The organism is Streptomyces sp. NPDC021749, assembly GCF_040640655.1.
Lineage (GTDB): Bacteria > Actinomycetota > Actinomycetes > Streptomycetales > Streptomycetaceae > Streptomyces.
Map to the genome: position 1 here is coordinate 51,309 of NZ_JBFACE010000014.1, position 23,911 is coordinate 75,219.

At 73.6% G+C, this 23,911-nt stretch carries 16 protein-coding genes; 7 read left to right on the forward strand and 9 right to left on the reverse strand.

Going from position 1 to position 23,911, the window contains the following annotated elements; all coding sequences use genetic code 11:
• Positions 1-65: 65 nt before the first annotated feature.
• The 9 genes from AB0G35_RS16270 to glgX all read right to left on the reverse strand — a co-directional run bounded on the left by AB0G35_RS16270 (position 66) and on the right by glgX (position 16,909).
• On the reverse strand, positions 66-1,727 hold the full coding sequence (locus AB0G35_RS16270; protein ID WP_360949037.1) for a histidine kinase: 1,662 nt from the start codon (positions 1,725-1,727) through the stop codon (positions 66-68).
• On the reverse strand, positions 1,724-2,389 hold the full coding sequence (locus AB0G35_RS16275; protein ID WP_360949039.1) for a response regulator transcription factor: 666 nt from the start codon (positions 2,387-2,389) through the stop codon (positions 1,724-1,726). The genes AB0G35_RS16270 and AB0G35_RS16275 overlap by 4 nt, the downstream gene beginning before the upstream one ends.
• A gap of 135 nt (positions 2,390-2,524) precedes the next feature.
• Entirely contained in the window at positions 2,525-4,156 is a 1,632-nt protein-coding gene (locus AB0G35_RS16280) for a M4 family metallopeptidase (protein WP_360949041.1), read from the reverse strand.
• A gap of 287 nt (positions 4,157-4,443) precedes the next feature.
• The gene (locus tag AB0G35_RS16285; RefSeq protein WP_360949043.1) at positions 4,444-6,723 is read right to left on the reverse strand and encodes a M4 family metallopeptidase; all 2,280 of its coding nucleotides are present in this window, start codon (positions 6,721-6,723) and stop codon (positions 4,444-4,446) included.
• A 321-nt stretch (positions 6,724-7,044) separates the two neighbouring features.
• Complete coding sequence (locus AB0G35_RS16290) at positions 7,045-8,865, reverse strand: ABC transporter ATP-binding protein (protein WP_360949045.1); 1,821 nt, start codon at positions 8,863-8,865, stop codon at positions 7,045-7,047.
• A complete protein-coding gene (locus AB0G35_RS16295) occupies positions 8,862-10,625 on the reverse strand; it encodes an ABC transporter ATP-binding protein (protein WP_360949047.1) in 1,764 nt (587 codons plus the stop codon). Before AB0G35_RS16295 ends, AB0G35_RS16290 begins: the two co-directional genes overlap by 4 nt.
• A 104-nt stretch (positions 10,626-10,729) precedes the next feature.
• The gene (locus tag AB0G35_RS16300) at positions 10,730-12,628 is read right to left on the reverse strand and encodes an ABC transporter ATP-binding protein (RefSeq protein ID WP_360949049.1); all 1,899 of its coding nucleotides are present in this window, start codon (positions 12,626-12,628) and stop codon (positions 10,730-10,732) included.
• Complete coding sequence (locus AB0G35_RS16305; protein ID WP_360949051.1) at positions 12,625-14,529, reverse strand: ABC transporter ATP-binding protein; 1,905 nt, start codon at positions 14,527-14,529, stop codon at positions 12,625-12,627. The genes AB0G35_RS16300 and AB0G35_RS16305 overlap by 4 nt, the downstream gene beginning before the upstream one ends.
• Positions 14,530-14,656: 127 nt before the next feature.
• Positions 14,657-16,909 (reverse strand): glycogen debranching protein GlgX, encoded by a 2,253-nt coding sequence (glgX, locus tag AB0G35_RS16310; RefSeq protein ID WP_360949053.1) that lies wholly within the window; start codon positions 16,907-16,909, stop codon positions 14,657-14,659.
• A gap of 231 nt (positions 16,910-17,140) precedes the next feature.
• Here glgX and AB0G35_RS16315 point away from each other — a divergent pair, with 231 nt between their 5' ends.
• From AB0G35_RS16315 to AB0G35_RS16345, 7 genes are all read left to right on the forward strand, one after another.
• On the forward strand, positions 17,141-18,385 hold the full coding sequence (locus AB0G35_RS16315; protein WP_360949055.1) for an Ig-like domain-containing protein: 1,245 nt from the start codon (positions 17,141-17,143) through the stop codon (positions 18,383-18,385).
• Between the two features lie 307 nt (positions 18,386-18,692).
• A complete protein-coding gene (locus tag AB0G35_RS16320) occupies positions 18,693-19,838 on the forward strand; it encodes an Ig-like domain-containing protein (protein ID WP_360949256.1) in 1,146 nt (381 codons plus the stop codon).
• Between the two features lie 111 nt (positions 19,839-19,949).
• Complete coding sequence (locus tag AB0G35_RS16325) at positions 19,950-20,717, forward strand: enoyl-CoA hydratase-related protein (protein ID WP_360949057.1); 768 nt, start codon at positions 19,950-19,952, stop codon at positions 20,715-20,717.
• 276 nt (positions 20,718-20,993) lie between these two features.
• Entirely contained in the window at positions 20,994-21,521 is a 528-nt protein-coding gene (locus tag AB0G35_RS16330; RefSeq protein WP_360949059.1) for an ATP-binding protein, read from the forward strand.
• A gap of 103 nt (positions 21,522-21,624) precedes the next feature.
• On the forward strand, positions 21,625-22,122 hold the full coding sequence (locus AB0G35_RS16335) for a hypothetical protein (protein ID WP_360949061.1): 498 nt from the start codon (positions 21,625-21,627) through the stop codon (positions 22,120-22,122).
• A 57-nt stretch (positions 22,123-22,179) separates the two neighbouring features.
• On the forward strand, positions 22,180-22,956 hold the full coding sequence (locus AB0G35_RS16340; protein ID WP_360949063.1) for a thioredoxin domain-containing protein: 777 nt from the start codon (positions 22,180-22,182) through the stop codon (positions 22,954-22,956).
• The gene (locus tag AB0G35_RS16345; RefSeq protein ID WP_360949065.1) at positions 22,953-23,840 is read left to right on the forward strand and encodes a cytochrome c biogenesis CcdA family protein; all 888 of its coding nucleotides are present in this window, start codon (positions 22,953-22,955) and stop codon (positions 23,838-23,840) included. The genes AB0G35_RS16340 and AB0G35_RS16345 overlap by 4 nt, the downstream gene beginning before the upstream one ends.
• The last annotated feature ends 71 nt before the right edge of the window (positions 23,841-23,911 follow it).

The following is a 23,911-nucleotide window of genomic DNA, read 5'->3' on the forward strand; positions in this document are numbered from 1 at the left end:
TGGCGTACGGGGTGTGGTCGCGGCCCGGGCCACCCGGACGGGGGAGCGGTGGGGGCTGCGGGACGTCAGCGGTCCCGGCGGTGGACGACGGCCTTCCTGACCAGACGGCCGTCGGCGAAACACAGCTCGTAGGCCGCAACGGTGTCGGGGTCGACGCCGTAGTACGTGCAGGACCAGCCGCGGGGCGGTGCGGGGGTGCCCTCGGGGGGCGCCTCCAGGCGGAAGAACGGCACCAGGCCGTCCACCCGTGTGCGCGGCATGCCCGGACGCAGCCGGTCGTAGCTCGCCCGGTCCAGGACCGCCCAGTCGGTGCTGACCAGGGCGAAGGCGCCCATCAGCACCAGCAGTGCGGCGGTCACCGCGAGCGGCACGGCCACCGTCTGGCGCAGCCGCCGCCGCACCTGGCGCCGCGCCCGGTCCAACTCGCGGGCCGCCGCGGTCGGTTGGGGCGCGGTGCCGGAAGCGGTGAGCGGGCCGCCGGTGAGCGGCAGCCGGGCGGCGACCGTGAAGCCGCCCTCGGGGGTCGGGCCGCTGTGCAGGGCGCCGCCCGCCAGCCGTACCCGCTCGTCCAGGCCGACCAGTCCGCTGCCGCCGGAGACCGCCGCCGGGGCGGGGCCCGGTGGCGGCGCGGCGTTGGTGACGGTGACCCGAAGCTGCCCCTCGTCCCGCTCGATCCGCACCCGGACGGCCGCGCCCGGGGCGTGCTTGGCGGCGTTCGTCAGCGCCTCCTGGACGAGCCGGTGCACGGCGGGTCCGGTCATGCCGGGCAGGCCGGCCGCCCCGGCCTGTTCCGCCCCGTCCGGCCGCTCCGGTCCGCCGGGCTGCTCCGCCCCGCCCGGCCGCCCGGCCGTGTCGGGCTGCTCCAGCGTCACCGTCATCCCCGAGGCCCGGGCGCGCTCCACCAGCTCCGCCACGCTCCCGTCCGCGGGCCGCCGCGGCGCGCCCTCGTCGTCCGTCCGCAGGACGCCGATGATCTCCCGCAGTCGCTCGGTCGCCGCACCGGCCGCCGCCCGCAGTTCACCGGCCGCCGCCCGGTGGTCCGCGTCCAGCCCCGGATCCAGCTCCAGCGCGCCGGCCCGCAGCGCGAGCAGCGCCAGCTCGTGGCCGAGCGAATCGTGCATGTCGCCGGCGATCCGGGCCCGTTCGCGCAGCCGGGTGCGGTCGGCCACCGCCTGCTGCTCACGCTCCATCCGGTCGGCCAACTGCCAGCCGGTGCTGACGAGTTCGGCGTACTGGCGGCGGTAGCGGCCCAGCAGCCACGGCAGCACCACGTTCATCAGCAGCGCCATCAGGAAGTCGAACCACGGCCACAGGGTGCGGGCGACCAGCGCACACACCGGTACGCCGGTCAGCGCGACCCCGGTGAAGAACCACAGCGCGGGCCGGGCCCGGGCCACCCGCATCCCGGCGAGGCAGCCGAGCACGGCCAGGGCGAGGAAGTACTCGCCGGTGAACAGCTGCACCGACAGGACCAGGCTCAACGCGATCGGCGCCGCGACGGCCACCAGCGGCGCCCGCCGGCGGACGAGCACGGCCAGCGCGAGCAGCGGGAAGCCGGCCAGGGTCGCCCAGCGCTGCGGTCCCGAGAGGCCGTCGAGGAGGTAGAGCAGCGGCGGTACGCACAGCAGCAGCCACAGTGCCAGGCCGGGCAGCCGGGCGCGCAGCCGTCCCGGTACCGGCCGCCGCGTCCAGGACCGCAGTGCGCCCCGGGCCGGCGGGCGCCTCACGTGGCGGGGACCAGGCCGGCCTCGTAGGCGAGGATCGCGGCCTGGACGCGGTTCTTCAGGCCCAGCCGGGCCAGGACCGCGCTGACGTACGCCTTGACGGTGCCCTCGACCAGGAACAGCCGCCGGGCGATCTCCGCGTTGGACAGCCCGGCGCCGACCAGGGAGAGCACCTCGCGCTCGCGCGGGGTCAGCCCGGCGACCCGGGCCCGGGCGGCCGCGCCCCGGCCCAACTGCCCTTCTCCCAGGTGGGAGATGACCCGCCGGGCGACGGACGGGGCGAGGCAGGCGCCGCCCTCCGCGACGGCCCGGACGCCGGCGATCAGCTCCCGCGGGTCGCCGGTCTTGAGCAGGAAGCCGGCGGCGCCCGCACCGAGCGCGCCGGCGATGTAGTCGTCCTCGGAGAAGGTGGTCAGTATGACCACCGCGGTCCGGGGGAGAACGGTGGCGAGTTCGGCGGCCGCGGCCAGGCCGTCCAGGCGCGGCATGCGGATGTCGAGCAGGCAGACGTCGGGGCGGTGCCGCAGGGCCAGGTCGACCGCCGCCCGGCCGTCCCCGGCCTCCGCGACCACCTCGATGCCGGGGGCGGTGGCGAGGATCGCGCGCACCCCGGCCCGCAGCACGGTTTCGTCGTCGGCCAGCAGCACCCTGATCGTTTCGCTCATCCGGACCCCCGCTCCGCCCCGCCTGCGCGCCCACCGCCCCGTGACGCGCGAAGGCGGTGTCCGGAGGGTCTCCGGACACCGCCCGCTTCGGGGTTACGTTACCCCGGGCCGATCAGTGCGCATCGGCCGGTCGGGTCACTTGACGGCGACGCCGGTCCAGGCCGCCTCGACGCCCTTGACCTCGGCGCTGTCCTTGCCGTAGAGGTCGGTGGCCGCCTTGACGGTCGCCTCGCGGGCCGCCTTGTAGTCGGTGTTCGAGGTCATGTACTCGGTCAGGGCCTTGAACCAGATCTTCTCGGCCTTGTCCCGGCCGATGCCCTCGACCTTCTTGCCGTCCGCCGTCGGGCTGTCGTACTTGACGCCACCGATCTCCTTCGGGCCGCTGCCCTCGGACAGCAGGTAGAAGAAGTGGTTGGCGACGCCCGAGGAGTAGTGCGGGTCGAGGTTGCCGGTGTTGGAGTCCCAGTTGTCCTGCGACTGACCGTCCTTGGACGGCTTGTCCATGTAGCGCAGCGGCTTGCCGTCACCGTTGATGTCGATCTTCTCACCGATGAGGTAGTCGCCCGGGTCCTTGTCGTTCTTGGCGTAGAACTCGACCGAGGTGCCGAAGATGTCCGAGGTGCCCTCGTTGAGGCCGCCGGACTCGCCGCTGTAGGTGAGGTTGGCGGTGGCGGAGGTGACACCGTGCGACATCTCGTGCGCCGCGACGTCGATGGCGGTGAGCGGCTTCTTGTTGCCCTCGCCGTCGCCGTACGTCATGCAGAAGCAGCTGTCGTCCCAGAAGGCGTTGACGTAGCTGTTGCCGTAGTGGACGCGGGACGAGGCGCCCTTGCCGTCGCCCTTGATGCCGCTGCGGCCGTGCACGGTCTTGTAGTAGTCCCAGGTCTCGGCGGCGCCGTAGTGGGCGTCGACGGCCGCGGTCTGCGGGTCGTCGGCCTTGCCGGTGCCCCAGGCGTCGTCGTCGTCCGAGAAGGCCTTGCCGTCACCGGACTCGCTGTTCTCCAGGTTGGTGGTCTTGTGGCCACCGCGCCCGTCGTCGGTCAGCGTGAACTTGCCGCCGTCCTTCTTGGTGCCCAGCTCGACGCTGCCGCTGTACTCGCTCTCGCCCTTGCCGGTGTGGATCTCGTCGTACTGGAACAGCTTCTTGCCGGTGTTGGCGTCGGTGATGACGTGCAGCCGGCTGGGGGTGCCGTCCTTCTGGACGCCCTTGACGACGGTGTCGTAGGCCAGGACCGGCGAGCCGGAGGCGGCCCAGACGACCTTCTTCGGGGTCTGCGCGGCGGCGGCCTTCTTGGCGGCGAGCGACTTCACCGCGGTGCCCTGGGCCGACTTCGCGGCGGCCTGGGGAGCGATCTTCGCCGTGGTGGAGGCCACCTTGATGCTCTTCTGCGTCGACTTGGTGGTCGACTTGATCGCGCCGTCCTTGGCGCTGTGCACGACCAGGTCGCCGCCCAGCACCGGAAGTCCGGCGAAGGTGCGGTCGTAGCGGGTGTGCGTGGTGCCGTCGGCGTCCTTGATGACGTCCTTGACGACCAGCTTCTCCTGGCCGCCGAGGCCGAGCGCCTTGGCGGTCTGCGCCTTGGTGCCGTCCGCGTCGCGCAGCAGTTCCGCGCGGTGCGAGGCGCTGAGCTGGAGGGGGGAGGCGTCCTTGTGGGGGGCCGGGGCCGGCGAGGCGCCGGCCGTACCGGCGATGCCTGCCGCCAGCAGGGCGGCGGCCGCAAGGGCGCCACCGGTCACACGGGTCTTGCGGGATATGTGGGGGGCCACGCGTGCTCCTTCAACTTTGCCAAGTGGTGGGGGTGCAAAGCGATGCGGGTGTGACTCGCGTTCCGGAACACTGCCAGCTGAGCGCGTGCATGTCAGGAGCCTGTTCATAGGTTGGCCGAAAATCGTCCGTACAGAGGTGAGCGGTGTCCGCATAACGGAGGAGGGCGCCGCCCCCGGAATTCCGGGGACGACGCCCAAGTGCCGTGCTCACCAGGTCAGTTGCCGGTCCTTCCGGCGACCGTCCGGGCTATGTCACAGCAAGGTGACGAGTGAGTGCCGACGCCGGATCAGAACGTCAGCTTCCAGCCGTTGATGTAACCGGAGTCCTGCGAGTAGACGTCCTGGACGCGCAGCTTCCAGGTGCCGCTCGCGGCCTTCGAGGAGGCGTTGACGGTGTACGTGGTGTTCACGTTGGCCGCCGAGTCGTACGGGTTGGAGTTCTTCAGCCGGTAGGCCGTGCCGTCCGGGGCGATCAGGTCGATGACCAGGTCACCGCGGTAGGTGTGGACGATGTCCACGCCGACCTTCAGCGTGCTGGAGGCGTTGCCGCTGCGGCTGACGTTGATCGGCGAGGTGACCGCCGCGCCCGCGTCCGGGATCTGCACGTCGTCGGAGTTCTCGAAGACGCTGCCGCCGCCGGTCGCGTTGACCGTCCAGGTGAAGGAGGTGGTTCCGGTCTTCTTCGCGGAGTCGGTGACCGTCACCGTGACGTTGGACGTGCCGGCCGTGGTCGGCGTACCGGAGATCAGACCGGTGCTCGCGTTGATCGACAGCCCGGCGGGCAGTCCGCTCGCCGTGTACGACAGCGCACCCGCGGTGCCGCTGGTGGCCTTGATCTGCAGGCTCGCGGGCTGGCCGACGGTGCTGGTCTGGTTGCCCGGGTTGGTGACGGTGACCCCGCCGCCGTCCGGGACGCGGGAGCCGACGTTGACCGCCGCCCAGGTGTTGGCGACCGTGTTGTACGACGCGCTGCCCTGGCCGAACAGGTCCGCGGCGGCCTTCAGCGTGGCGGTGCGGGCGCCCGCGTAGTTGGTGGTGGCGGTCATGTACTGGCTGAGCGCCTTGAACCAGACCTTCTCGGCGTTGGCCCGGCCGATGCCCGGCACCGGCAGGTTGTCGAAGGTCGGGCTGTCGTAGTGGACGCCGCCGATGTCCTTCGGGCCGCTGCCCTCGGACAGCAGGTAGAAGAAGTGGTTGGCGACGCCGGACGAGTAGTGCACGTCCTTGTTGCCGACCGTGCTCGACCAGTAGTCCGCCGAGGCGCCGTCCTTGCTGGGCTTGTCCATGTAGCGCAGCGGGGTGCCGTCGCCGTTGATGTCGATCTTCTCGCCGATGAGGTAGTCACCGGGGTCGGCCGCGTTGTTGGCGTAGAACTCCACGGCCGTACCGAAGATGTCCGAGGTGGCCTCGTTCAGACCGCCGGACTCGCCGCTGTAGTTGAGGCCCGCGGTGGCCGAGGTGACACCGTGCGACATCTCGTGGCCGGCCACGTCGATGGCGGTCAGCGGGGCGGCGTTGCCGCTGCCGTCGCCGTACGTCATGCAGAAGCAGCCGTCGTCCCAGAACGCGTTGACGTAGCTGTTGCCGTAGTGGACGCGGGAGTAGGCGCCCACGCCGTCGCCCTTGATGCCGCTGCGGCCGTGCACGTTCTTGTAGTAGTCCCAGGTCAGCTGGGCGCCGTAGGCGGCGTCCACGCCCGCGGTCTGGGCGTTCTGCGGCGTACCGTCGCCCCAGGTGTCGTCCGCGTCGGTGAACAGCGTCCCGGTGCCGGACGACCCGTGCTTGAGGTCGTAGGTCTTGTGGTTGCCGCGGGTCGGGTCGGTCATCGAGAAGTTCGGCGCCGAGCCGGACGTGCCGATGGTGACCTTGCCGCTGTACTCGCTGTTGCCGACACCGGTCTCGATGCCCTGGTAGCGGTAGATCTCGGCGCCGGTGGTGGCGTCCGTGACGACGTGCAGCCGGTTGGGCGTGCCGTCGTCCTGCAGTCCGCCGACCACGGTCTCGTAGGCCAGTCGCGGCTTGCCGTCGGCGACCCAGATCACCTTGCGGGGCGCCTTCGCCGGGGAGGTCTTCTTCGACCCCAGCGACTGCGCCGACCTGACGGCCTTCGCCGCTGCGGCGGACGGGGACACCTTGGCGGTGGTGCTCGCGACCTTCAGCTGCGAACGGACGGCCTTGGTGACGCCCTTGAGCTTGCCGGCCTTGGTCTCGTGCACGACGAGGTCGCCGCCGAGCACCGGAAGTCCGGCGTAGGTGCGCTCGTAGCGGGTGTGGACCGTGCCGCCCGCGTCCTTCGAGACGTCCTTGACGACCAGCTTCTCCTTGGCGCCGAGCTTGAGCTCGCGGGCCGTTTCGGCGGTGGTGGCGCCGGCCGCCCGTATCAGCTCCGCACGCTGGGACGGGGACAGCTTGACCGGCAGTGCGCCGGGATCGGGGACGGCGTGCGCGGTGCCGGGCCGCGCGGGGGCCGCCGTTCCGGTGCCGGCCTGGACTCCGACGGCCAGCATCGCGGTCACGGCGACCAGTGCGCCGGTCGCGACGGCGCGTCCATGGGGGGTGCGTCTCACACTGACTCCTTCTGCGGTGGCCGCTACGTGACGGCGCGGCCGAGGGGGACCGGAGCGGCCAGCGGCCGTCCAGGCAGATCGAGGCAGAACACTTGGAGCGTGTGGGGGGAGACGTACGCGAGATGTTCGACGTACTGGTGGAACGGGTGGTGCAGGGGAAGCCCGCTGCCGCAGGGCGTGGTGCTGTGGGGACCGTGCGGCGGCTGCGGGGAAGAGTCCCACCACGGATGTCTTGTTGTCAGGGCCCGTTCAAGTAATTGGCCGGAAAACGTCCGTTGCGCGGAATCGGCGTCCGGAATCCGGACGATGGGTGAGCGCCCGTCACGGCCGCCCTCCGTGCCAGGACCGCCAGAGCGCCGCGTACGCCCCGCCGGCCGCCACCAGCTCGTCATGGGTGCCGAGTTCGGCCAGCCGGCCGGACTCCATGACGGCGACCCGGTCCGCGTCGTGCGCGGTGTGCAGCCGGTGCGCGACCGCGATGACCGTACGGCCCGCGAGGACGGCGGCCAGCGCCCGCTCGGTGTGCCGCGCGGTACGCGGATCGAGCAGCGCCGTCGCCTCGTCCAGGATCACCGTGTGCGGATCCGCCAACACCACGCGCGCCAGCGCCAGTTGCTGGGACCGCGCACCGTCGAGGCGATGCCCGCCCGGGCCCAGCCCGGTGTCCAGACCGGCCGGCAGCTCCCCGGCCCAGTCGGCCCCGACGGCCGCCAGCGCATCCCGGAGCTCGGCGTCCCCGGCACCGGGCGCGGCCAGCCGGAGATTGTCGCGCACCGTGCCGAGGAACACGTGGTGCTCCTGGCTGACCAGGACGACGTGCCGGCGCAGCACCTCCGGATCCAGCCCGGCGACCGGCACCCCACCGACCGTCACCGACCCGCGCCGCGGCGCGTCGACGCCGGCCAGCAGCCGCCCCAGCGTCGACTTCCCGGCCCCGGAGGGCCCCACCAGCGCCAGCCGCTCACCGGGGCGCACGGTGAGGGTGACCCCGTGCAGCACGTCGCCCGCACCCCGGTCCGCCTCCGCCCCGGCCGGCCCGTCGCCACCCGTGGGGTAGGCGTAGTGGACGCCGCGGACCTCGAACCGGTCACCGTCGGGGACGGGCCCGGTGCCGGCGGCCGCCTCCCGGGCGCGCGGGACCGCCCCCAGCCCCTCGACGCGGGCGAACGCGGCGCCGCTGCTCTGCAGTTGCTCCAGCCACAGCAGGATCGTGTCCAGCGGCCCGGACAGCTGCCGCAGATACAGCGCCGCGGCGACCACCGCGCCCAGACCGACCCCGCCCCGCGCCACCAGCGCCCCGCCGGCCAGCAGCACACCGGCCACCGGCAGGACGTACCCGAAGTCCACCGCGGGCAGCAGCACACTGCGCAGGAACAACGTCCGCAGCCGCGTACGGCGGCACTCCGCGATCGCCCGCTCGCCCGCCGCCCGCCTGCGCTCCTGCAGGCCCAGCGCCTCCACCGTCCGGGCCCCCGCGGCCGTGGCGGCCAGCAGCTCGGCCAGTTCCGAGGTCGCCGCCCCCTCCGCGAGATACGCCCGGTGCGCCCGGCGCAGATACCAGCGGACCGCCAGCACGCCGCCGAACAGCCCCAGCGCACACAGCCCGAGCAGCGGGGCGACCACCACCACGGCACCGAGCAGGAACAGTGCCTGCACGGCCGCGACCGAGACCTCCGGCGCGGCGTCCCGCAGCGTCCGCCCGACCGCGGTGACGTCCGTCGTGCCGCGGGCCGTCAGATCGCCGGTCCCGGCCCGCTCCACGACCGCGGCGGGCAGCGCCAGCGCCCGGTCGACGTACGTCTCGCGGATCCGCGCCGCGGCCCGTTCGCCCAAGCGGTGGCCGACGTACCGGGCCTGCCGCGCCAGCAGCAGCTGGGCCACCGCGCACACCAGGATGACCAGCGCCAGCCGGTCCACCGCGGCCACCCCGCCGCCCGCCCGGACCGTGTCCACGATCCGGCCCAGCAACCACGGACCGGCCAGCCCGGCACCGGCCGCCAGCGCGTTCAGCACCAGCATCAGCGCGAACCCGCGGCCGTCCCGGCGCACCAGCCGCAGCGCGGCCCGCCGGGTCGCGGCCGGGTCGGCCACGGGGAGGCCGTGCGAGGTGGAGGGTGTGGCGCGTGCCGCCGGTGACGTCATGATGCGGCCCCTTCGGTCCGGTTGTCCTCGCCTGCTTCCTCGTCCGCGTCACGGGCGACCAGGCGCCGGTACTCCGGTACGTCGTCGAGGAGCCGGCGGTGGCGGCCGACCGCGGCGACCTTGCCGTCGACGAGGAAGCACACCACGTCGGCGTGGTCGAGCAGCAGCGGGGAGGACGTGGTGACGACCGTGGTACGGCCCGCGCGGGCGCTGTGCAGCCGGGCCGCGACCGCCGCCTCGGTATGGGCGTCCAGCGCCGAGGCCGGCTCGACCGCGAGCAGCACCTCCGGGTCGGCCAGCAGCGCCCGCATCAGGCGCAGCCGCTGCCGCTGCCCGCCGGAGAGATTGCGGCCCTGCGCCGCGACCGGCGAGTCCAGGCCGTCCGGCAGCGCCCGGACGACGTCCTCGGCCAGCGCCGTGTGCAGCGCCCGGCCGATCGCCGCGTCGGTACGGTCCCGGCGTCCGCTCACCACCTCGCGCAGGGAGCCGGCGAACAGGTCCGCCTCGTTGTCCGCGACCAGGATGCGCTCGCGGACCCGGCGCAGCGGGATCTCGTCCAGCCGCACCGCGCCCCAGGTCGCCGCGGAGCCGGCGAACCGGCCGAGGCGGTCGACCACCGCCGCCGACTCGGCCGGCCGGGCGGCGACCAGCGCGGTCAGCAGCCCGGGCACCACCTCGACGCCCGACTCCGGATCCCGCAGCACGGCCACCCGCTCGGGCCCGGCCGGGGCCGCGCCGCCGTCCGCCGCGGCGTCGGTGGCGCTGCCGGGGGCCGATTCCGCCCCGTCCGCCCGGAGTTCCAGGAACCGTACGACCCGGCGGGCGGCCACCAGACCGCGGGTGAGGTCGTAGCCGCCCTCGATGAAGAACGACACCGGGGCCACCAGCGCCGCCGTATAGCCGTATACCGCCACCAACTCACCGGCAGTGAGGGCACCTTGGGCCGCCATCCGGGCCGCGAGCCAGGTGACGGCGGCCAGGAACAGGGTCGGCAGGCCCACCCCGAGCGCCTGGATCCAGCTCGTCACCGCCCCGACCCGGTAGCCCTCGCGGCACAGCTCCTGCGACGCGCGCCGGTAGCGGCCGGCGAACACCTCCTTGCCGCCCAGCCCGCCGAGCACCCGCAACCCGCTGACCAGATCGCCCAGTTGGGCCGCCAGCCCACTCTGTCGCTCGCGGTAGTGCGTCTCCGCCCCCTGCAGCCGGCCCAGCAGCGGCCCGACCGCCACCGCGAGCAGCGGTACGCCCAGCAGCACCACCGCGGCGAGCAGCGGCGACACCGACAGCAGCAGCACGGCGACGATCCCGTACGCCAGCACCCCGCCGACGCCCGGCCCGGCCATGGTCAGGGTCTGGCTGATCACCGCGACGTCGCCGATCCCGATCGTGACGACCTCCCCGGCCGTCACCTGCCGGGGCAGTGCCGCGCCCAGCCGCAGGGTGTGCGCCATGACCGTCCGGACCGTACGGAACGTGGCGTCCATCCGGATCCTGGTCATCGTGCGGTGCCGCATCATGCCCAGCCAGGCGTTCAGCCCGCCGACCGCCAGCAGCACCGCCACCCACCCCGCCAGCGCGGCGGGCCGCCCCGGCGCCAGCCCCTCGTCGATCGCCCGGGAGAGCACGTACGGCGGGACCATCAGCCCCGCCATCCACAGGCTCCCGTACGTCGCGCCCGCCGCCACCCGCCCGCGCTGGCTCGTCACCAGCCACCACAGATAACGCGCGGCACCACGCGGCGCCTCCGCCGGCTGTGTCATGTCGCCCCCCCCGGATTCCGTCCGCCCACTCTAGGTAGGCGGCTCGACCTTCCTCCGTGGGCCCACCCCGGCGTCGCCGCCATGAACTCCCCGGGCCACGCCGCCTAGACCACGCTGTCCCGCCACGCCTGGTGCAGGGCGGCGAACCGGCCGCGGTCCTCGATGAGCCGGTCCGGTGGGCCGTCCTCGACGATCCGGCCGTCGGCCATGACCAGGACCCGGTCGGCGATCTCGACGGTGGACAGGCGGTGCGCGATGACCACGGCCGTACGGCCCCGCAGCACGGTGTCCATGGCGCGCTGGACCGCGCGTTCACCGGGGATGTCCAGGGAACTGGTCGCCTCGTCGAGGACGAGCACGGCCGGGTCGGCGAGCAGTGCCCGGGCGAAGCCGACGAGCTGGCGCTGGCCGGCGGATATCCGGCCGCCGCGCTTGCGCACGTCGGTGTCGTAGCCGTCCGGCAGGGCGGTGATGAACTCATGGGCGCCGAGGGCCTTCGCGGCGCTCTCGATCTCCGCGCGGGTGGCGTCCGGGCGGCCGAGGGCGATGTTGTCGGCGACCGTGCCGGAGAACAGGAACGCCTCCTGGGTGACCATCACGACGGCGTGGCGCAGCTCCGCCGTGGACAGCTCGCGCAGATCGACGCCGTCGAGCAGGACCCGGCCCTCGGTCGGGTCGTAGAAGCGGGCCAGCAGCTTGGCGAGGGTGGACTTGCCGGCGCCGGTGGCGCCCACCACCGCGACCGTGGAACCCGCCGCGAGGGCCAGGTCGAAGCGGGGCAGCACCTCGCCGCCGGTCCGGTAGGCGAAGCGGACCCCGCGGAACGCCACCTCGCGGCCCGGCCGGCCGGACGCGACGGCCGGCAGCCTGGCGGGGGCGGACGGTTCCGGGACCGTCGGGCGCTGGGCGAGCAGACCGGCGATCTTCTGCAGCGAAGCGGCGGCGCTCTCATAGGCGTTGAGGAACATGCCGAGGCGGTCGATGGGGTCGTAGAGCCGGCGCAGATAGAGCACCGCGGCCGCCAGCACGCCCAGCGCCAGACCGCCGGTGGCCACGCGGTAGGCGCCCCACAGGACGATCGCGGCGACCGCGACGTTGGCGGCCAGCCGGGAGAGGACCACATAGCGCGCCATCTCCAGGAACGCATCGCCGTTGACCCGCTCGTGGCGGTGGTTGAGCCGCGCGAAGACCGTGTCGTTGGGCCGCTCGCGGCGGAACGCCTGCACCGGGCGGATGCCGTTGAGGGTCTCGGTGAACTGCACGATGACGCCCGCCATCGCCGTCGACTTGGCGCTGTAGACCCGCTGGGAGCGGCGGCGGTACGCGCGCACCTGGAGCGCCAGCGGGGCGGCGGAGGCCAGCGCGGCCGCGCCGAAGCCCCAGTCCAGGAAGAGCAGGGTCACGGTGATGTAGACCGTCGACAGGGCGATGGTGATCAGTTCCTGGATGCCCTCGTCGAGGAGTTCGCGCAGCGACTCGACGTCGGTGGTGGCCCGGGATATCAGCCGGCCGGAGGTGTAGCGCTCGTGGAAGTCCAGGCTGAGCGCCTGGCCGTGCCGGAAGATCCGGCCCCGCAGGTCCAGCAGCACGTCCTGGCTGACCAGGGCGGACAGCCGGATGAAGCCCCACTGCAGCCCGCCGGAGGCGGCGGCGCACAGCACGGCCGCCACCGCCACGGCGACCAGCGGCCCGTGGTCGCCCGCCCGCAGTGCGGGCACCGCCCGGTCCAGTGCGTAGGCGACCAGCAGCGGACCGGCCTGCACGGCGGCCTGCTGGAGGAGCAGCAGTAAGGCGACCGCTCCGACGCGGCGGCGGTGCGGCGCCAGCAGGGAGCCGAGCAGCGAACGGGCCGCGTTCCTGGGGGCGGGCAGCCGGTCCCGTTCGAAGGCGTCGTCTCCCTCCGGCGGCTCCGGGGAGCGGTCCGGGCCGGCGGGGGGCCGCCGGTCCGCGCCGCGGCCGGGCTCGGGGGCGTCGGACGGGCGGCCGGTCGCGGTGGTGGTCATCGGGCGGCCTCTTCCTCGCCGGACATCAGGGCGGCGTATTCGGCGTTGTCCCGGAGGAGTTGGTGGTGGGTGCCGACGGCGGTGATCCGGCCGCCGGAGAGCAGCGCCACCCGGTCGGCGAGCAGGACCGTGGACGGGCGGTGGGCGACGACCAGGGCCGTGGTGGTCGCCAGGACCTGGCGCAGCGCGGCCTCCACCAGGGCCTCGGTGTGCACGTCGAGGGCGGAGAGCGGATCGTCGAGGATCAGGAAGCGTGGCCGGCCGACCACCGCGCGGGCCAGGGCCAGCCGCTGCCGCTGCCCGCCGGAAAGGCTGAGGCCCTGCTCGCCGACCGGCGTCGCGCCGCCCTGCGGCAGCGCGTCGACGAACCTGTCCGCCTGCGCCACCCGCAACGCCCGCCGCAGCTCGGCCTCCTTCGCGTCGGCCGCGCCCATCAGGACGTTCTCCGCCGCGGTCGCGGAGAACAGCGTGGGCTCCTCGAAGGCCACCGCGACCAGCGAGCGGACCTCGTCGCGGCCGATCGTCGCCAGATCGCGGCCGTCGAGGGTGATCCGGCCGGCGGTCGGGTCGTACAGCCGTGGCACCAGCGCCGTGAGCGTGGTCTTCCCGCTGCCGGTCGCGCCGACCAGGGCCATCGTCTCGCCGGGCCGGATGTGCAGGGTGACGTCCCTGAGGGTGGGCGGGGCGTCCGGCGGGGCATCGGGATAGCGGAACTCCACCCCGGAGAAGACCAGACCGCCGGGGGACGACCGGGGCCGGTCGCCGCTCTCCGGCTCGCCGCCCGCCCCCGGCCCCTCGCTCCGTGCCGGCTTCCCGCCCTGCGCCGGGCTGCCGCCGGTCCTCGCGGCGGCGCGGGCCGCACCGGGCGCGTCGCACACCTCCGGCTCGTCCATCACCTCGAAGTACCGGTCGGTGGCGGTGGCCGCCTCGTTGCTCATGGCCAGCAGGAAGCCGATCGACTCCACCGGCCAGCGCAGCGCCAGCGCCGTCGACAGGAACGCGACGAGCGTGCCCGCGGACAGCGCGCCGTCGGCCACCTGCACCGTGCCGCACACCAACGCGGCGCCCAGCGCGCACTCCGGGAGGGTGGTGTTCAGCCCCCAGATCCAGGCCAGCAGCCGCGCCTTGCGCAGCTCGGAGGCGCGCAGCCGGCGGGTCAGCTCCTTGAAGGCCCGGGCCTGGCTGCGGTGACGTCCGAAGCCCTTGACGATCCGGATGCCGAGCACCGACTCCTCGACCACGGTGGTCAGATCGCCGATCTGGTCCTGGACGACGCGGGCGGCCCGCCCGTACTTCGCCTCGAAGACCGAGCACAGCACCAGAAGGGGCAGCACCGGCGACAGCAGCACCAGCCCCAGCGACCAGCGCTGGGCCACCAGAAGCACCCCGCCCACCAGGATGGTCACGCCGTTGACCAGCAGGAACGTGAGGGGGAAGGTCAGGAACATGCGCAGCATCTGCAGATCGGTGGTGCCCCGCGACAGCAACTGGCCCGACGGCCAGCGGTCGTGGAAGGCGACCGGCAGCCGCTGCAGCCGGTGGTACAGCGCCGCGCGCATCGCCGCCTCCACCCCGGACAGCGGGCGCGCCACCAGCCAGCGCCGGAACCCGAACAGCAGCGCCTCCGCGAGCCCGAGCAGCAGCAGCCAGGCACCGCCCAGCCACACCCCGCCCGGATCACCCGCCGCGACCGGACCGTCCACCAGCCACTTGAGCACCAGCGGGATGACGAGGCTGACGCAGGAGGCCACCACCGCCACGAACGCGGCCGTGAACAGCCGGGCCCGCACCGGGCGCACGAACGGCCACAGGCGCAACAGCGAGCGCACCGCGGAGAGTTGGGGCCGGGCGGATAAGGACGTCGGGTCGGTCGGGCTCGTCGCGTTCGTGGTAGCAGCCATCACTCGCGAGCGTAAGGCGGACCACTGACAACTCTCAGGTGGATTTCCGCGGGCGGTGGCCGGCACCCGTCAGTTCACGCCGCGCCGGCCCCGCGCCGCTTCCCGCCGGCCCCGCACCGCCTCCGCGTCAGCCCGGCACCGCGCGGAACAGCACCACCGACCGGCCCTCCAGCGTGAGCGCACCGCCCGCCGGGTACGGCGGTTCGGCGGCGGTGGGCAGGACCTCGCGGGCGGTGTCGACGAGGAGTTCGTAGGTCTGGGCCCAGGGCGGGCCGGGGAGGGTGATCTCGCGGGGGCGGGCGGCGGCGTGCAGGACGGCGAGGAAGCTGTCGTCGACGACGCGGACGCCGCGGGCGTCGCGCTGGGAGATGTCGTTCCCGGAGAGGTACATGCCGAGCGTCGCCCCCGGGGTGTACCAGTCCTGTTCGGTCATCTCCGTGCCGTCCGCGGTGAACCAGGCCAGATCGCGCAGCCCGCCCTGCCCGTGCGGCCGCCCGGAGAAGAACGCCCGGCGGCGCAGTACGGGGTGGGCGCGGCGCAGCGCGATCAGCCGGGCGGCGAGGTCGGCCAGCGGCCGCCAGCGGGGGTCCTCCAGGAGCGACCAGTCGAGCCAGCTGGTGGGGTTGTCCTGGCAGTAGGCGTTGTTGTTGCCGTGCTGGGTGCGGCCCATCTCGTCGCCGGCCACCAGCATCGGCACGCCGGTGGACAGCAGCAGGGTGGTCAGGAAGTTGCGCAGCTGGCGGCCGCGCAGGGCGGTGACCTCGGGGTCGTCGGTCTCGCCCTCGGCGCCGCAGTTCCAGGACCGGTTGTCGTTGTTGCCGTCCCGGTTGTTCTCGCCGTTGTCGCCGTTCCGTTTGTGCTCGTAGGTGACCAGGTCGCGCAGGGTGAAGCCATCGTGCGCGGTGATGAAGTTGACCGACGCGTAGGGGCGGCGGCCGCCCCAGGCGTAGAGGTCGCTGGAGCCGGACAGCCGGTAGCCCAGGTCGCGCACGTCGTGCTGCGCGCCCCGCCAGAAGTCGCGGACGGTGTCGCGGTAGCGGTCGTTCCACTCCGTCCACAGGGGCGGGAAGGCGCCGACCTGATAGCCGCCGGAGCCGACGTCCCACGGTTCGGCGATCAGCTTGACCCGGCGCAGCACGGGGTCCTGGGCGATCACCGCGAGGAACGGGGAGAGCATGTCGACGTCGTGCATCGAACGGGCCAGCGCGGCCGCCAGGTCGAAGCGGAAGCCGTCCACGCCCATCTCGGTGACCCAGTAGCGGAGCGAGTCCGTGATCAGCCGGAGCACGTGCGGCTGGACGACGTGGAGGGTGTTGCCGCAGCCGGTGTAGTCGGCGTAGCGGCGGGCGTCGCCGGCCAGCCGGTAGTAGCCGCGGTTGTCGATGCCCCGCAGGGAGAGCGTCGGGCCCAGCTCCCCGGCCTCCGCGGTGTGGTTGTAGACCACGTCGAGGATCACCTCGATGCCCGCGTCGTGCAGCGCCCGCACCATCCGCTTGAACTCGCCGACCTGCTGCCCGCGGGTCCCGGTGGCGGCGTAGCCCGCGTGCGGCGCGAAATAGCCGATGGAGTTGTAGCCCCAGTAGTTGCGCAGCCCCCGGCGCACCAGATGGTCCTCGTGCGCGAACTGGTGCACCGGCAGCAGCTCGACGGCCGTGACGCCGAGCCGGACCAGGTGGTCCAGCGCGGCGGGGTGCGCCAGCCCCGCGTACGTACCGCGCAGCCGCTCGGGAACACCGGGGTGACGCATCGTGAAACCACGCACATGCAGCTCGTAGAGGACCGAATCCGGCCAGGGGGTCTTCGGGCGGCGGTCGTCCCGCCACTCGTCCTCGCCCTCCTCACCGGCGTCCCCGCCGACCACGACGCCCTTGGGGACGAACGGCGCGGAGTCCCGGTTGTCGCGGACCGTGTCGGCGAGGTGCTGCTCCGGCCAGTCCCGCACGTGCCCGTAGAGCTGGGCCGGCAGCGCGGCCCCGGGGCCGGCCGGCTCCGTACGGCGGCCGAAGTCGCCGTCGACGGCCCTGGCGTACGGGTCGAGCAGCAGCTTCGCCGGGTTCCAGCGGGCGCCGGACCAGGGGTCCCAGCGGCCGTGCACCCGGTAGCCGTACCGCTGGCCGGGGCGCACATCGGGCAGGAAGCCGTGCCAGATCTCGTGGGTCAGCTCGGTCAGCGGATGGCGGGTCTCCCGCTCCCCCTCGTCGAACAGGCACAGCTCCACGGCCTCGGCGCCGCCCGCCCAGAGGGCGAAGTTGGTGCCGGCGACCCCGTCGGGGCCGGTGCGGTAGCGCGCCCCCAGGGGGGTGGGGGCGCCGGGGCGGACGTCCGCGGGCGGGGCGAGGGGTTCGTCCGCCACCGCCTCTTGCTCGGGTGCGCTCGACACGTGCCGGCCTCCTGCGGCTCATGGCTCGGTCGGGCGGTGCCCCGCACGGAGTCCCGGCCGCGCGTACGTTCCCGCCCTCCCCGTTGTTCTTCCCGCAACCGGCCGTTGCCTCACGTTTCGCCGCGCGGGGGCTCGGCGCGCCGCCCGGGAGCGCCTCCGTGACGGGACAAACGGATGGATCCGCACGCGACATACCCCCTTCTCTCCCCACCATCCCGCACAATTCGATATATGAGCGGCCATCAGCAGGAACGTGCAGGGGGACGAGCGAAGAACCACCGGAACGTCCGCTTCCGTGTCGCCCGCGCGGTGGTGGCCTGGCTCGCCGGGACGGTGGTGCTGGCCGGCTGCGGGGACGCCGAGGCCCTCCTCGACGGCGTCCCGCGCTCCCCGGAGGAGGCGATCAGGATCGTCCCGAAGAACGGCGCGCGCGGCGTACGGGCCAACGGGCACTTCGAGGTACGGGTGCCGGCGGGGCGGCTGGAACGGGTGCACGTCACCCGCACCGGAGGCGGCGGCCGGCAGCCGGTCGCCGGCCGGATCTCACCGGACGGCATGGTCTGGCGCCCCGCCGCCGGCCCGCTCCGGCTCGGCTCGACGTACACCGTCGACGCGGTCGCCCTGGACGGCGCCGGCCACCGCGCCGTTCGCCGCACCACCTTCACCACCGCACCGCCGGTCCACCGCGTCACCGGGTCGTTCTCGCCGCAGAGCGACGCCACGGTCGGCACCGGCCTGATCTTCTCGATGGTCTTCAACCGCCCGATCGCCGACCGCGCGGCCGTCGAGCGCGCCGTCCGGGTGAGCGCCCAGCCCCGCGTCGAGGTCGCCGCCCACTGGTTCGGCCACCGCCGCCTCGACTTCCGCCCCCGCGACCGCTGGCGGCCGGGCAGCAGGATCACGGTGGAACTCCGGCTGCGCGGCGTGCAGGCCGCACCGGGCGTCTACGGGACGCAGCGCCGGACCGTCCACTACCGGGTGGCCCGGGACCAGGTCAGCTTCATCGACGCCGCCCGGCACACGATGACGGTACGGCGCGACGGACGGACCGTCGCGGTGCTGCCGGTCACCGCGGGCGACGCCCAGAACCCCACGTACAACGGGCGGATGGTCATCCTGGAGCGGCATTCGCTGACCCGGATGGACGGCGGCACGGTCGGCTTCGGCGGCAAGTACGACATCCCCGACGTGCCGCACGCCATGCGCCTCACCAGGTCCGGGACCTTTCTGCACGGCAACTACTGGGCGCGGCCGGAGGTCTTCGGCGGTCTCAACACCAGCCACGGCTGCGTCGGCCTCAAGGACATCAAGGGCGGCGGCCCGCACACCCCGGCCGGCTGGTTCTTCGCCCAGTCGATCGTCGGGGACACCGTGGTCGTCCTCAACTCCCCGGAGCGGCTGGTCGCACCGGACAACGGCCTGGGCGGCTGGAACATGCCCTGGGCGCAGTGGCGGTCCGGTTCCGCGCTGCACTGACCGGAGCCCGCGCCGAACCGGCCGCGCCGGAGCCGCTCGGGCGGGCGGGCCCGGCCGCACGCTCCCGCTCACCCCCACACTTGGGACTAAACGGTGACATCCGCGGGGAGTTCAGTTGTCGGTGCGGTGTGGTTATCTAACGCCAGGCGCGCGGTCCTCCGCGTCCGCGCGCGGGGGATTGCGGGCCGTGCGAGGGGAAAAGGGGCCAGTGGTGAACGTCCAGCCGAATCCGGGGGTGCCGGCGCGCCGGCACCGGGGGCCGCGCGGGGGCCGCGCGCCGCTGGCGCTGCTGCTCGGCGCGACGCTGATGCTGGTGAGCGCGTGCGGCGGCGACGACGGCGACGACGGGAAGGCGGCCGGCAAGGCCGGCGGCGACAAGGCCGCCTCGCGGGCCGCCGTGACGATAGCGCCCAAGGACGGCGCGGACGGCGTGGCCACCAGTGGCGCGCTGAAGGTGACCGCCCGGAAGGGCCGGCTCAAGACCGTCAAGGTCACCGACGGCAAGGGCAACGCGGTCGACGGGAAAATATCCGGCGACGGCGCGCTGTGGCAGCCGAGCGGCCATCTGGGCGCCTCGACGAAGTACACCGTCGACGCGGTCGCGGTGGACGGCGGGGGCCGCGAGGCCGCCGAGCACTCCACGTTCACCACCCTCGTCCCGAAGAACACCTTCATCGGCCAGTACAGCCCGGAGAACGGCCAGCAGGTCGGCGTCGGGATGCCGGTCTCGATCCGCTTCACCCGCGGCATCACCCACCCCGAGGCGGTGCAGGACGCCATCAAGGTCACCGCCAGCCCGTCGGTCCCGATCGAGGGCCACTGGTTCGGCAACGACCGGCTGGACTTCCGCCCCGAGAAGTACTGGGCGGCCGGCACCAAGGTCACCCTGAAGCTCGACCTCGACGGTGTCGAGGGCCGCCCCGGCGTCTACGGCACCCAGTCCAAGCAGGTCTCCTTCACCGTCGGCCGCAGCCAGGTCAGCACGGTCGACGCGGAGAAGAAGACGATGACCGTGGTCCGCGACGGCAAGAAGCTCAAGACCGTCCCGATCACCGCGGGCGCGCCCGGCACCGAGACGTACAACGGCACGATGGTGATCAGTGAGAAGCACCTGGTGACGCGGATGAACGGCGACACCGTCGGCTTCGGCGGCGAGTACGACATCAAGGACGTCCCGCACGCCATGCGGCTGAGCAACTCCGGGACGTTCATCCACGGCAACTACTGGTCGGGCCGGCCGACGTTCGGCACCCGCAACGCCAGCCACGGCTGTGTCGGCCTGTTCGACCAGCGCGGCGGCGGCGACGGCTCCACTCCGGCGGCGTGGTTCTTCCGGAACTCCCTCATCGGCGACGTCGTCATCGTCAAGAACTCGCACGACGAGACGATCCAGCCGGACAACGGCTTCAGCGACTGGAACCTGTCCTGGGAGAAGTGGAAGGCCGGCCGGTAGGCCACGGTGGCGGGCGGGGGAGCGGCGGGAAGCGGCCGGAGGACGACCGGCCCCGGCCCTGTGACCGAGCGCACCGGTCCGCCCGCCGTTAACGCGTACTAACCTTCCGGCATGACTGTGAATTTTGAGGTCGCCGAGGGTGTGGGCACCATCCGCCTGGACCGCCCGCCCATGAACGCACTCGACATCGCCACCCAGGACCGGCTGCGCGAGCTGGCCGAGGAGGTCACCCGCCGCGACGACGTGCGCGCGGTCGTCGTCTGGGGCGGCGAGAAGGTCTTCGCGGCCGGCGCGGACATCAAGGAAATGCAGGTCATGGACCACGCGGCGATGGTCGTGCGGTCCAAGGCGCTGCAGGACGCGTTCACCGCCGTGGCCCGGATCCCCAAGCCGGTGGTCGCCGCCGTCACCGGCTACGCCCTCGGCGGCGGCTGCGAGTTGGCGCTCTGCGCCGACTTCCGGATCGCCGCCGACAACGCCAAGCTCGGCCAGCCGGAGATCCTGCTCGGCCTGATCCCGGGCGCCGGCGGCACCCAGCGGCTGGCGCGACTGGTGGGTCCGTCCAAGGCCAAGGACCTGATCTTCACCGGCCGTCAGGTGAAGGCCGAGGAGGCGCTCGCCATCGGGCTGGTCGACCGGGTGGTGCCGGCCGCCGAGGTCTACGCGCAGGCGCACGCCTGGGCGGCGCGGCTGGCGGCCGGACCGGCGCTGGCGCTGCGGGCCGCGAAGGAATCCGTCGACGCCGGGCTGGAGACCGACATCGACACCGGGCTGACGGTCGAACGGAACTGGTTCGCCGGGCTGTTCGCGACCGAGGACCGGGAGATCGGGATGCGCAGTTTCGTCGAGGAGGGCCCCGGCAAGGCCAAGTTCCTCTGATCCACGCGGTGTTGGCGGGGTGCATGAGGTTTGGCCGGGACCGGATGCCTCGTGTGGGCTAATTACGGAAAACGTAACCCCGCCCCGAGGCAACCCTGTTGACGCCCCGCGTTGATCATTCGTATGCCCGGTGTTGCCGCAGGTCAGCGGCGGGTTTTCGGAACCTTGACTGCCGCTGGCATATGTCTCCCCCGGGGGTTGGAACCGTCGATTCCGGGCAAAGGATTCCGTCGGTTCCGCCCCCGTGACCGCCAAGTAGCAGCCATGATGGGGGGCATGGCGGGCCTCGAAGGTATGGAGCAGCCGCGGCCGCGGAGCGATCCGGCCGCCGCGCGGTGGGGCATCCCGGGCGCGGACCGGGCCCCGGCGCCGGCTCCCGGCAATCCGGGTGCGGTATCCGTCGACCTGGTGGCCGAGCCGACCCTCGGCGAGGTCCGGCTGCCCTCCCGTCCGCAGTCCGCCGGTATCGCGCGCCGGCTGACCGCCGCCGTCCTCCTGAAGCAGTGGTCCCTGACGCCCCAGCTCGCCGAACAGGCCGTGCTGCTGGTCTCCGAGCTCGTCGGCAACGCCGTACGCCACACCGGCGCCCGGACCCTGGCACTGCGGATGCTGCGCCGCCGCGGCTGGATCCGCATCGAGGTCCGCGACCCGTCCCGCGGGCTGCCCTGTCTCATGCCCGTTCAGGACCTGGACGTCAGCGGGCGCGGTCTCTTCCTCGTCGACACACTCTCCGACCGGTGGGGCGTGGACCTGCTGCCGCGCGGCAAGACCACCTGGTTCGAGATGCGCGTCGGCGACCGCTGAAACCCCTCCGACCGGTGCCCCGGTCGTGCGCCGGCGATCCGTAGGATGGGACGTTCATGCGCGCGACGGGTACGGACGCGGGCACGGTACGGAGAGGAGGGACATGCACCAGCTGCGGCGATCGGCCGGCATGATGCTGCTGCTCCTCCTCGCGGTGACCTTCGGGCCGCTGCTGTGCCGGACCGGCTCCGAAGCCGCGGCCCCGAAGGGCCGTACGGCGATGCCGGCGGCCGTGGCGATGCCCGCGGCGGCGCCGGTGACCGCGGCGACGACGGCGACCGCGGCGACGACGGCGACCGCGGCCGTGGCCGACGGGCGGCCCGGTGCGGAACCGAAGGCCGCCCCGCGGGCAGGCGCGTCGACCGCCCCGCCGCTCGCCGTCGACCCGGCGAAGCGGTGCTCGGACCGGCATGCGCCCGGGCCCGAGGAGTCCGCGCCGCTGCCCACTCCGCACCGCGGTGAACCGCTGGCCCCCGCACCGACCGCCGGGCCCGGGCCGCTCGCCGCCGACGCGCCCGCCCAGTTCGCGCTGGCCCGTCCGCCGACGGACCGCACCCCCGCCACCGACCCCACCGAGCTCCTGCCCGTACTGCGGATATAGGCCGACGCCCCCGCGCACCCGGCCCTTTCTTCCTCTCCGTACGTCAGGAGCTTCCGCATGCCCACAACCGCTTCCCGCACCCGCAAACTGGCCGCCATCGGGGCGGTCCTGGCCCTCGTCGTGGCGCTGATCGCCATCGGCGTCGCCGTCGGCACGTCCGTCGAGGGCGACCGCGACCCCGCCCGCAGCGGCGAACCCGAGGCCGCCGCCTCCGCCCGGCCCGAGGAGGACCCCGCCCAGCAGAAGATGTTCGACGACCTGGCCCGGCGGACCAGCCGGCGCACGGCCGGCGACCCGCTGGCCGTCGGCAAGAAGGACGCCCCGGTCGTCCTGGTCGAATACGCCGACTACCAGTGCTCGTTCTGCGGCCGCTTCACCCGCGAGACCCAGCCCGAACTGATCAAGAAGTACGTCGACGCGGGCACCCTGCGCATCGAGTTCCGCAACTTCCCGGTCTTCGGCGCCGACTCCGAGCGGGCCGCCCGCGCCTCCTGGGCGGCCGGCCGGCAGGGCAGGTTCTGGCAGCTGCACGACACGCTGTACGCCAAGACCCGCAAGGGCGCCGCGCTGGCCGAGGACAAGCTCGTCGAGCTGGCCGAGGAGAGCGGGGTGCCGGACCTCGACGAGTTCCGCAGCGACCTGAAGAGCGCGGACGCCGAGCGGGCGCTGAAGAAGGACCAGGACGAGGGCTACCGGCTCGGAGTCCAGTCCACGCCGTCCTTCCTGATCAACGGCCGGCCGGTGGCCGGGGCCCAGCCCACCGGGGTCTTCGCGCAGGCGATCGAGGACGCCGCGGCGCGGGCCGGCAAGGGCGGTGCGGGGGCCGGGAAGTGACCGACATCGGCTACCTCGCGGCGTTCCTCGGCGGTGTGCTGGCCCTGATCAGCCCCTGCAGCGCACTGCTGCTGCCGGCGTTCTTCGCCTACTCGCTCACCGGCACCGGCCGGCTGCTGGCCCGCACCGGGGTGTTCTACCTGGGGCTGGCCACCACGCTCGTACCGCTCGGCGCGGCGAGTACGGCGGCCAGCCGGCTGTTCAACGGCCACCGCGACCTGCTCGTCACCCTCGGCGGCTGGACGGTCATCGCGATGGGGCTCGCCCAGATCTTCGGCCTGGGCTTCGCCTCCCGGCGCGCGCAGGCCGCGGCGGCCCGGATCACCCCGCGGTCGGCGGTCACCACCTTCCTCCTCGGCTGCGTCTACGGCCTGGCCGGCTTCTGCGCCGGCCCGATCCTCGGCGCGGTGCTGACCGTGACGGCGGTCAGCGGCTCACCGGTGTACGGCGCCTCGATGCTGGCCGTCTACGCGCTGGGCATGGCGCTGCCGCTGTTCGTGCTGGCGCTGTTCTGGGACCGCTTCCGGCTCGGGACCCGCGGCTGGCTGCGCGGCCGGGAGTTCACCCTGGGACGGCTGCGGCTGCACACCACCTCGGTGGCGTCCGGGGCGTTCTTCCTCGGCATCGGCGTGCTCTTCCTGTGCTTCAACGGGACCAGCGGGCTGCCCGGCATCCTCGACGCCGACGCCGAATTCCGGGTCGAGGAATGGGCGACCCGGCTCGGCAACGGCGTGCCGGACTACGCCCTGATCGCCGTGGCCGCACTGGCCGTCGCCGGGGTCCTCGGGCGTATCGCCCTCCGGCCGGAGAAGCAGCCGGACGCCCTGCGGCCGGAGGAACAGCCGGAGGACGGGAGTGGCGAGGTCCGGCCTCCGGGCCGGTAGCCGCCGGTAGCCGCGCGCGGGCCGGACATGCGCCCTGGCGGCCGCCGCGGCGGCCCGGCCCCTCGTGCTGC

Excerpts from the sequence above, each read along its gene's own strand:
- AB0G35_RS16275 (WP_360949039.1), bottom strand. The coding sequence starts at position 2,389 with ATGAGCGAAACGATCAGGGTGCTGCTGGCCGACGACGAAACCGTGCTG.
- AB0G35_RS16290 (WP_360949045.1), bottom strand. The coding sequence starts at position 8,865 with ATGACGTCACCGGCGGCACGCGCCACACCCTCCACCTCGCACGGCCTC.
- AB0G35_RS16295 (WP_360949047.1), bottom strand. The coding sequence starts at position 10,625 with ATGACACAGCCGGCGGAGGCGCCGCGTGGTGCCGCGCGTTATCTGTGG.
- AB0G35_RS16300 (WP_360949049.1), bottom strand. The coding sequence starts at position 12,628 with ATGACCACCACCGCGACCGGCCGCCCGTCCGACGCCCCCGAGCCCGGC.
- AB0G35_RS16305 (WP_360949051.1), bottom strand. The coding sequence starts at position 14,529 with ATGGCTGCTACCACGAACGCGACGAGCCCGACCGACCCGACGTCCTTA.
- AB0G35_RS16315 (WP_360949055.1), top strand. The coding sequence starts at position 17,141 with ATGAGCGGCCATCAGCAGGAACGTGCAGGGGGACGAGCGAAGAACCAC.
- AB0G35_RS16320 (WP_360949256.1), top strand. The coding sequence starts at position 18,693 with ATGCTGGTGAGCGCGTGCGGCGGCGACGACGGCGACGACGGGAAGGCG.
- AB0G35_RS16325 (WP_360949057.1), top strand. The coding sequence starts at position 19,950 with ATGACTGTGAATTTTGAGGTCGCCGAGGGTGTGGGCACCATCCGCCTG.
- AB0G35_RS16330 (WP_360949059.1), top strand. The coding sequence starts at position 20,994 with ATGGCGGGCCTCGAAGGTATGGAGCAGCCGCGGCCGCGGAGCGATCCG.
- AB0G35_RS16335 (WP_360949061.1), top strand. The coding sequence starts at position 21,625 with ATGCACCAGCTGCGGCGATCGGCCGGCATGATGCTGCTGCTCCTCCTC.
- AB0G35_RS16340 (WP_360949063.1), top strand. The coding sequence starts at position 22,180 with ATGCCCACAACCGCTTCCCGCACCCGCAAACTGGCCGCCATCGGGGCG.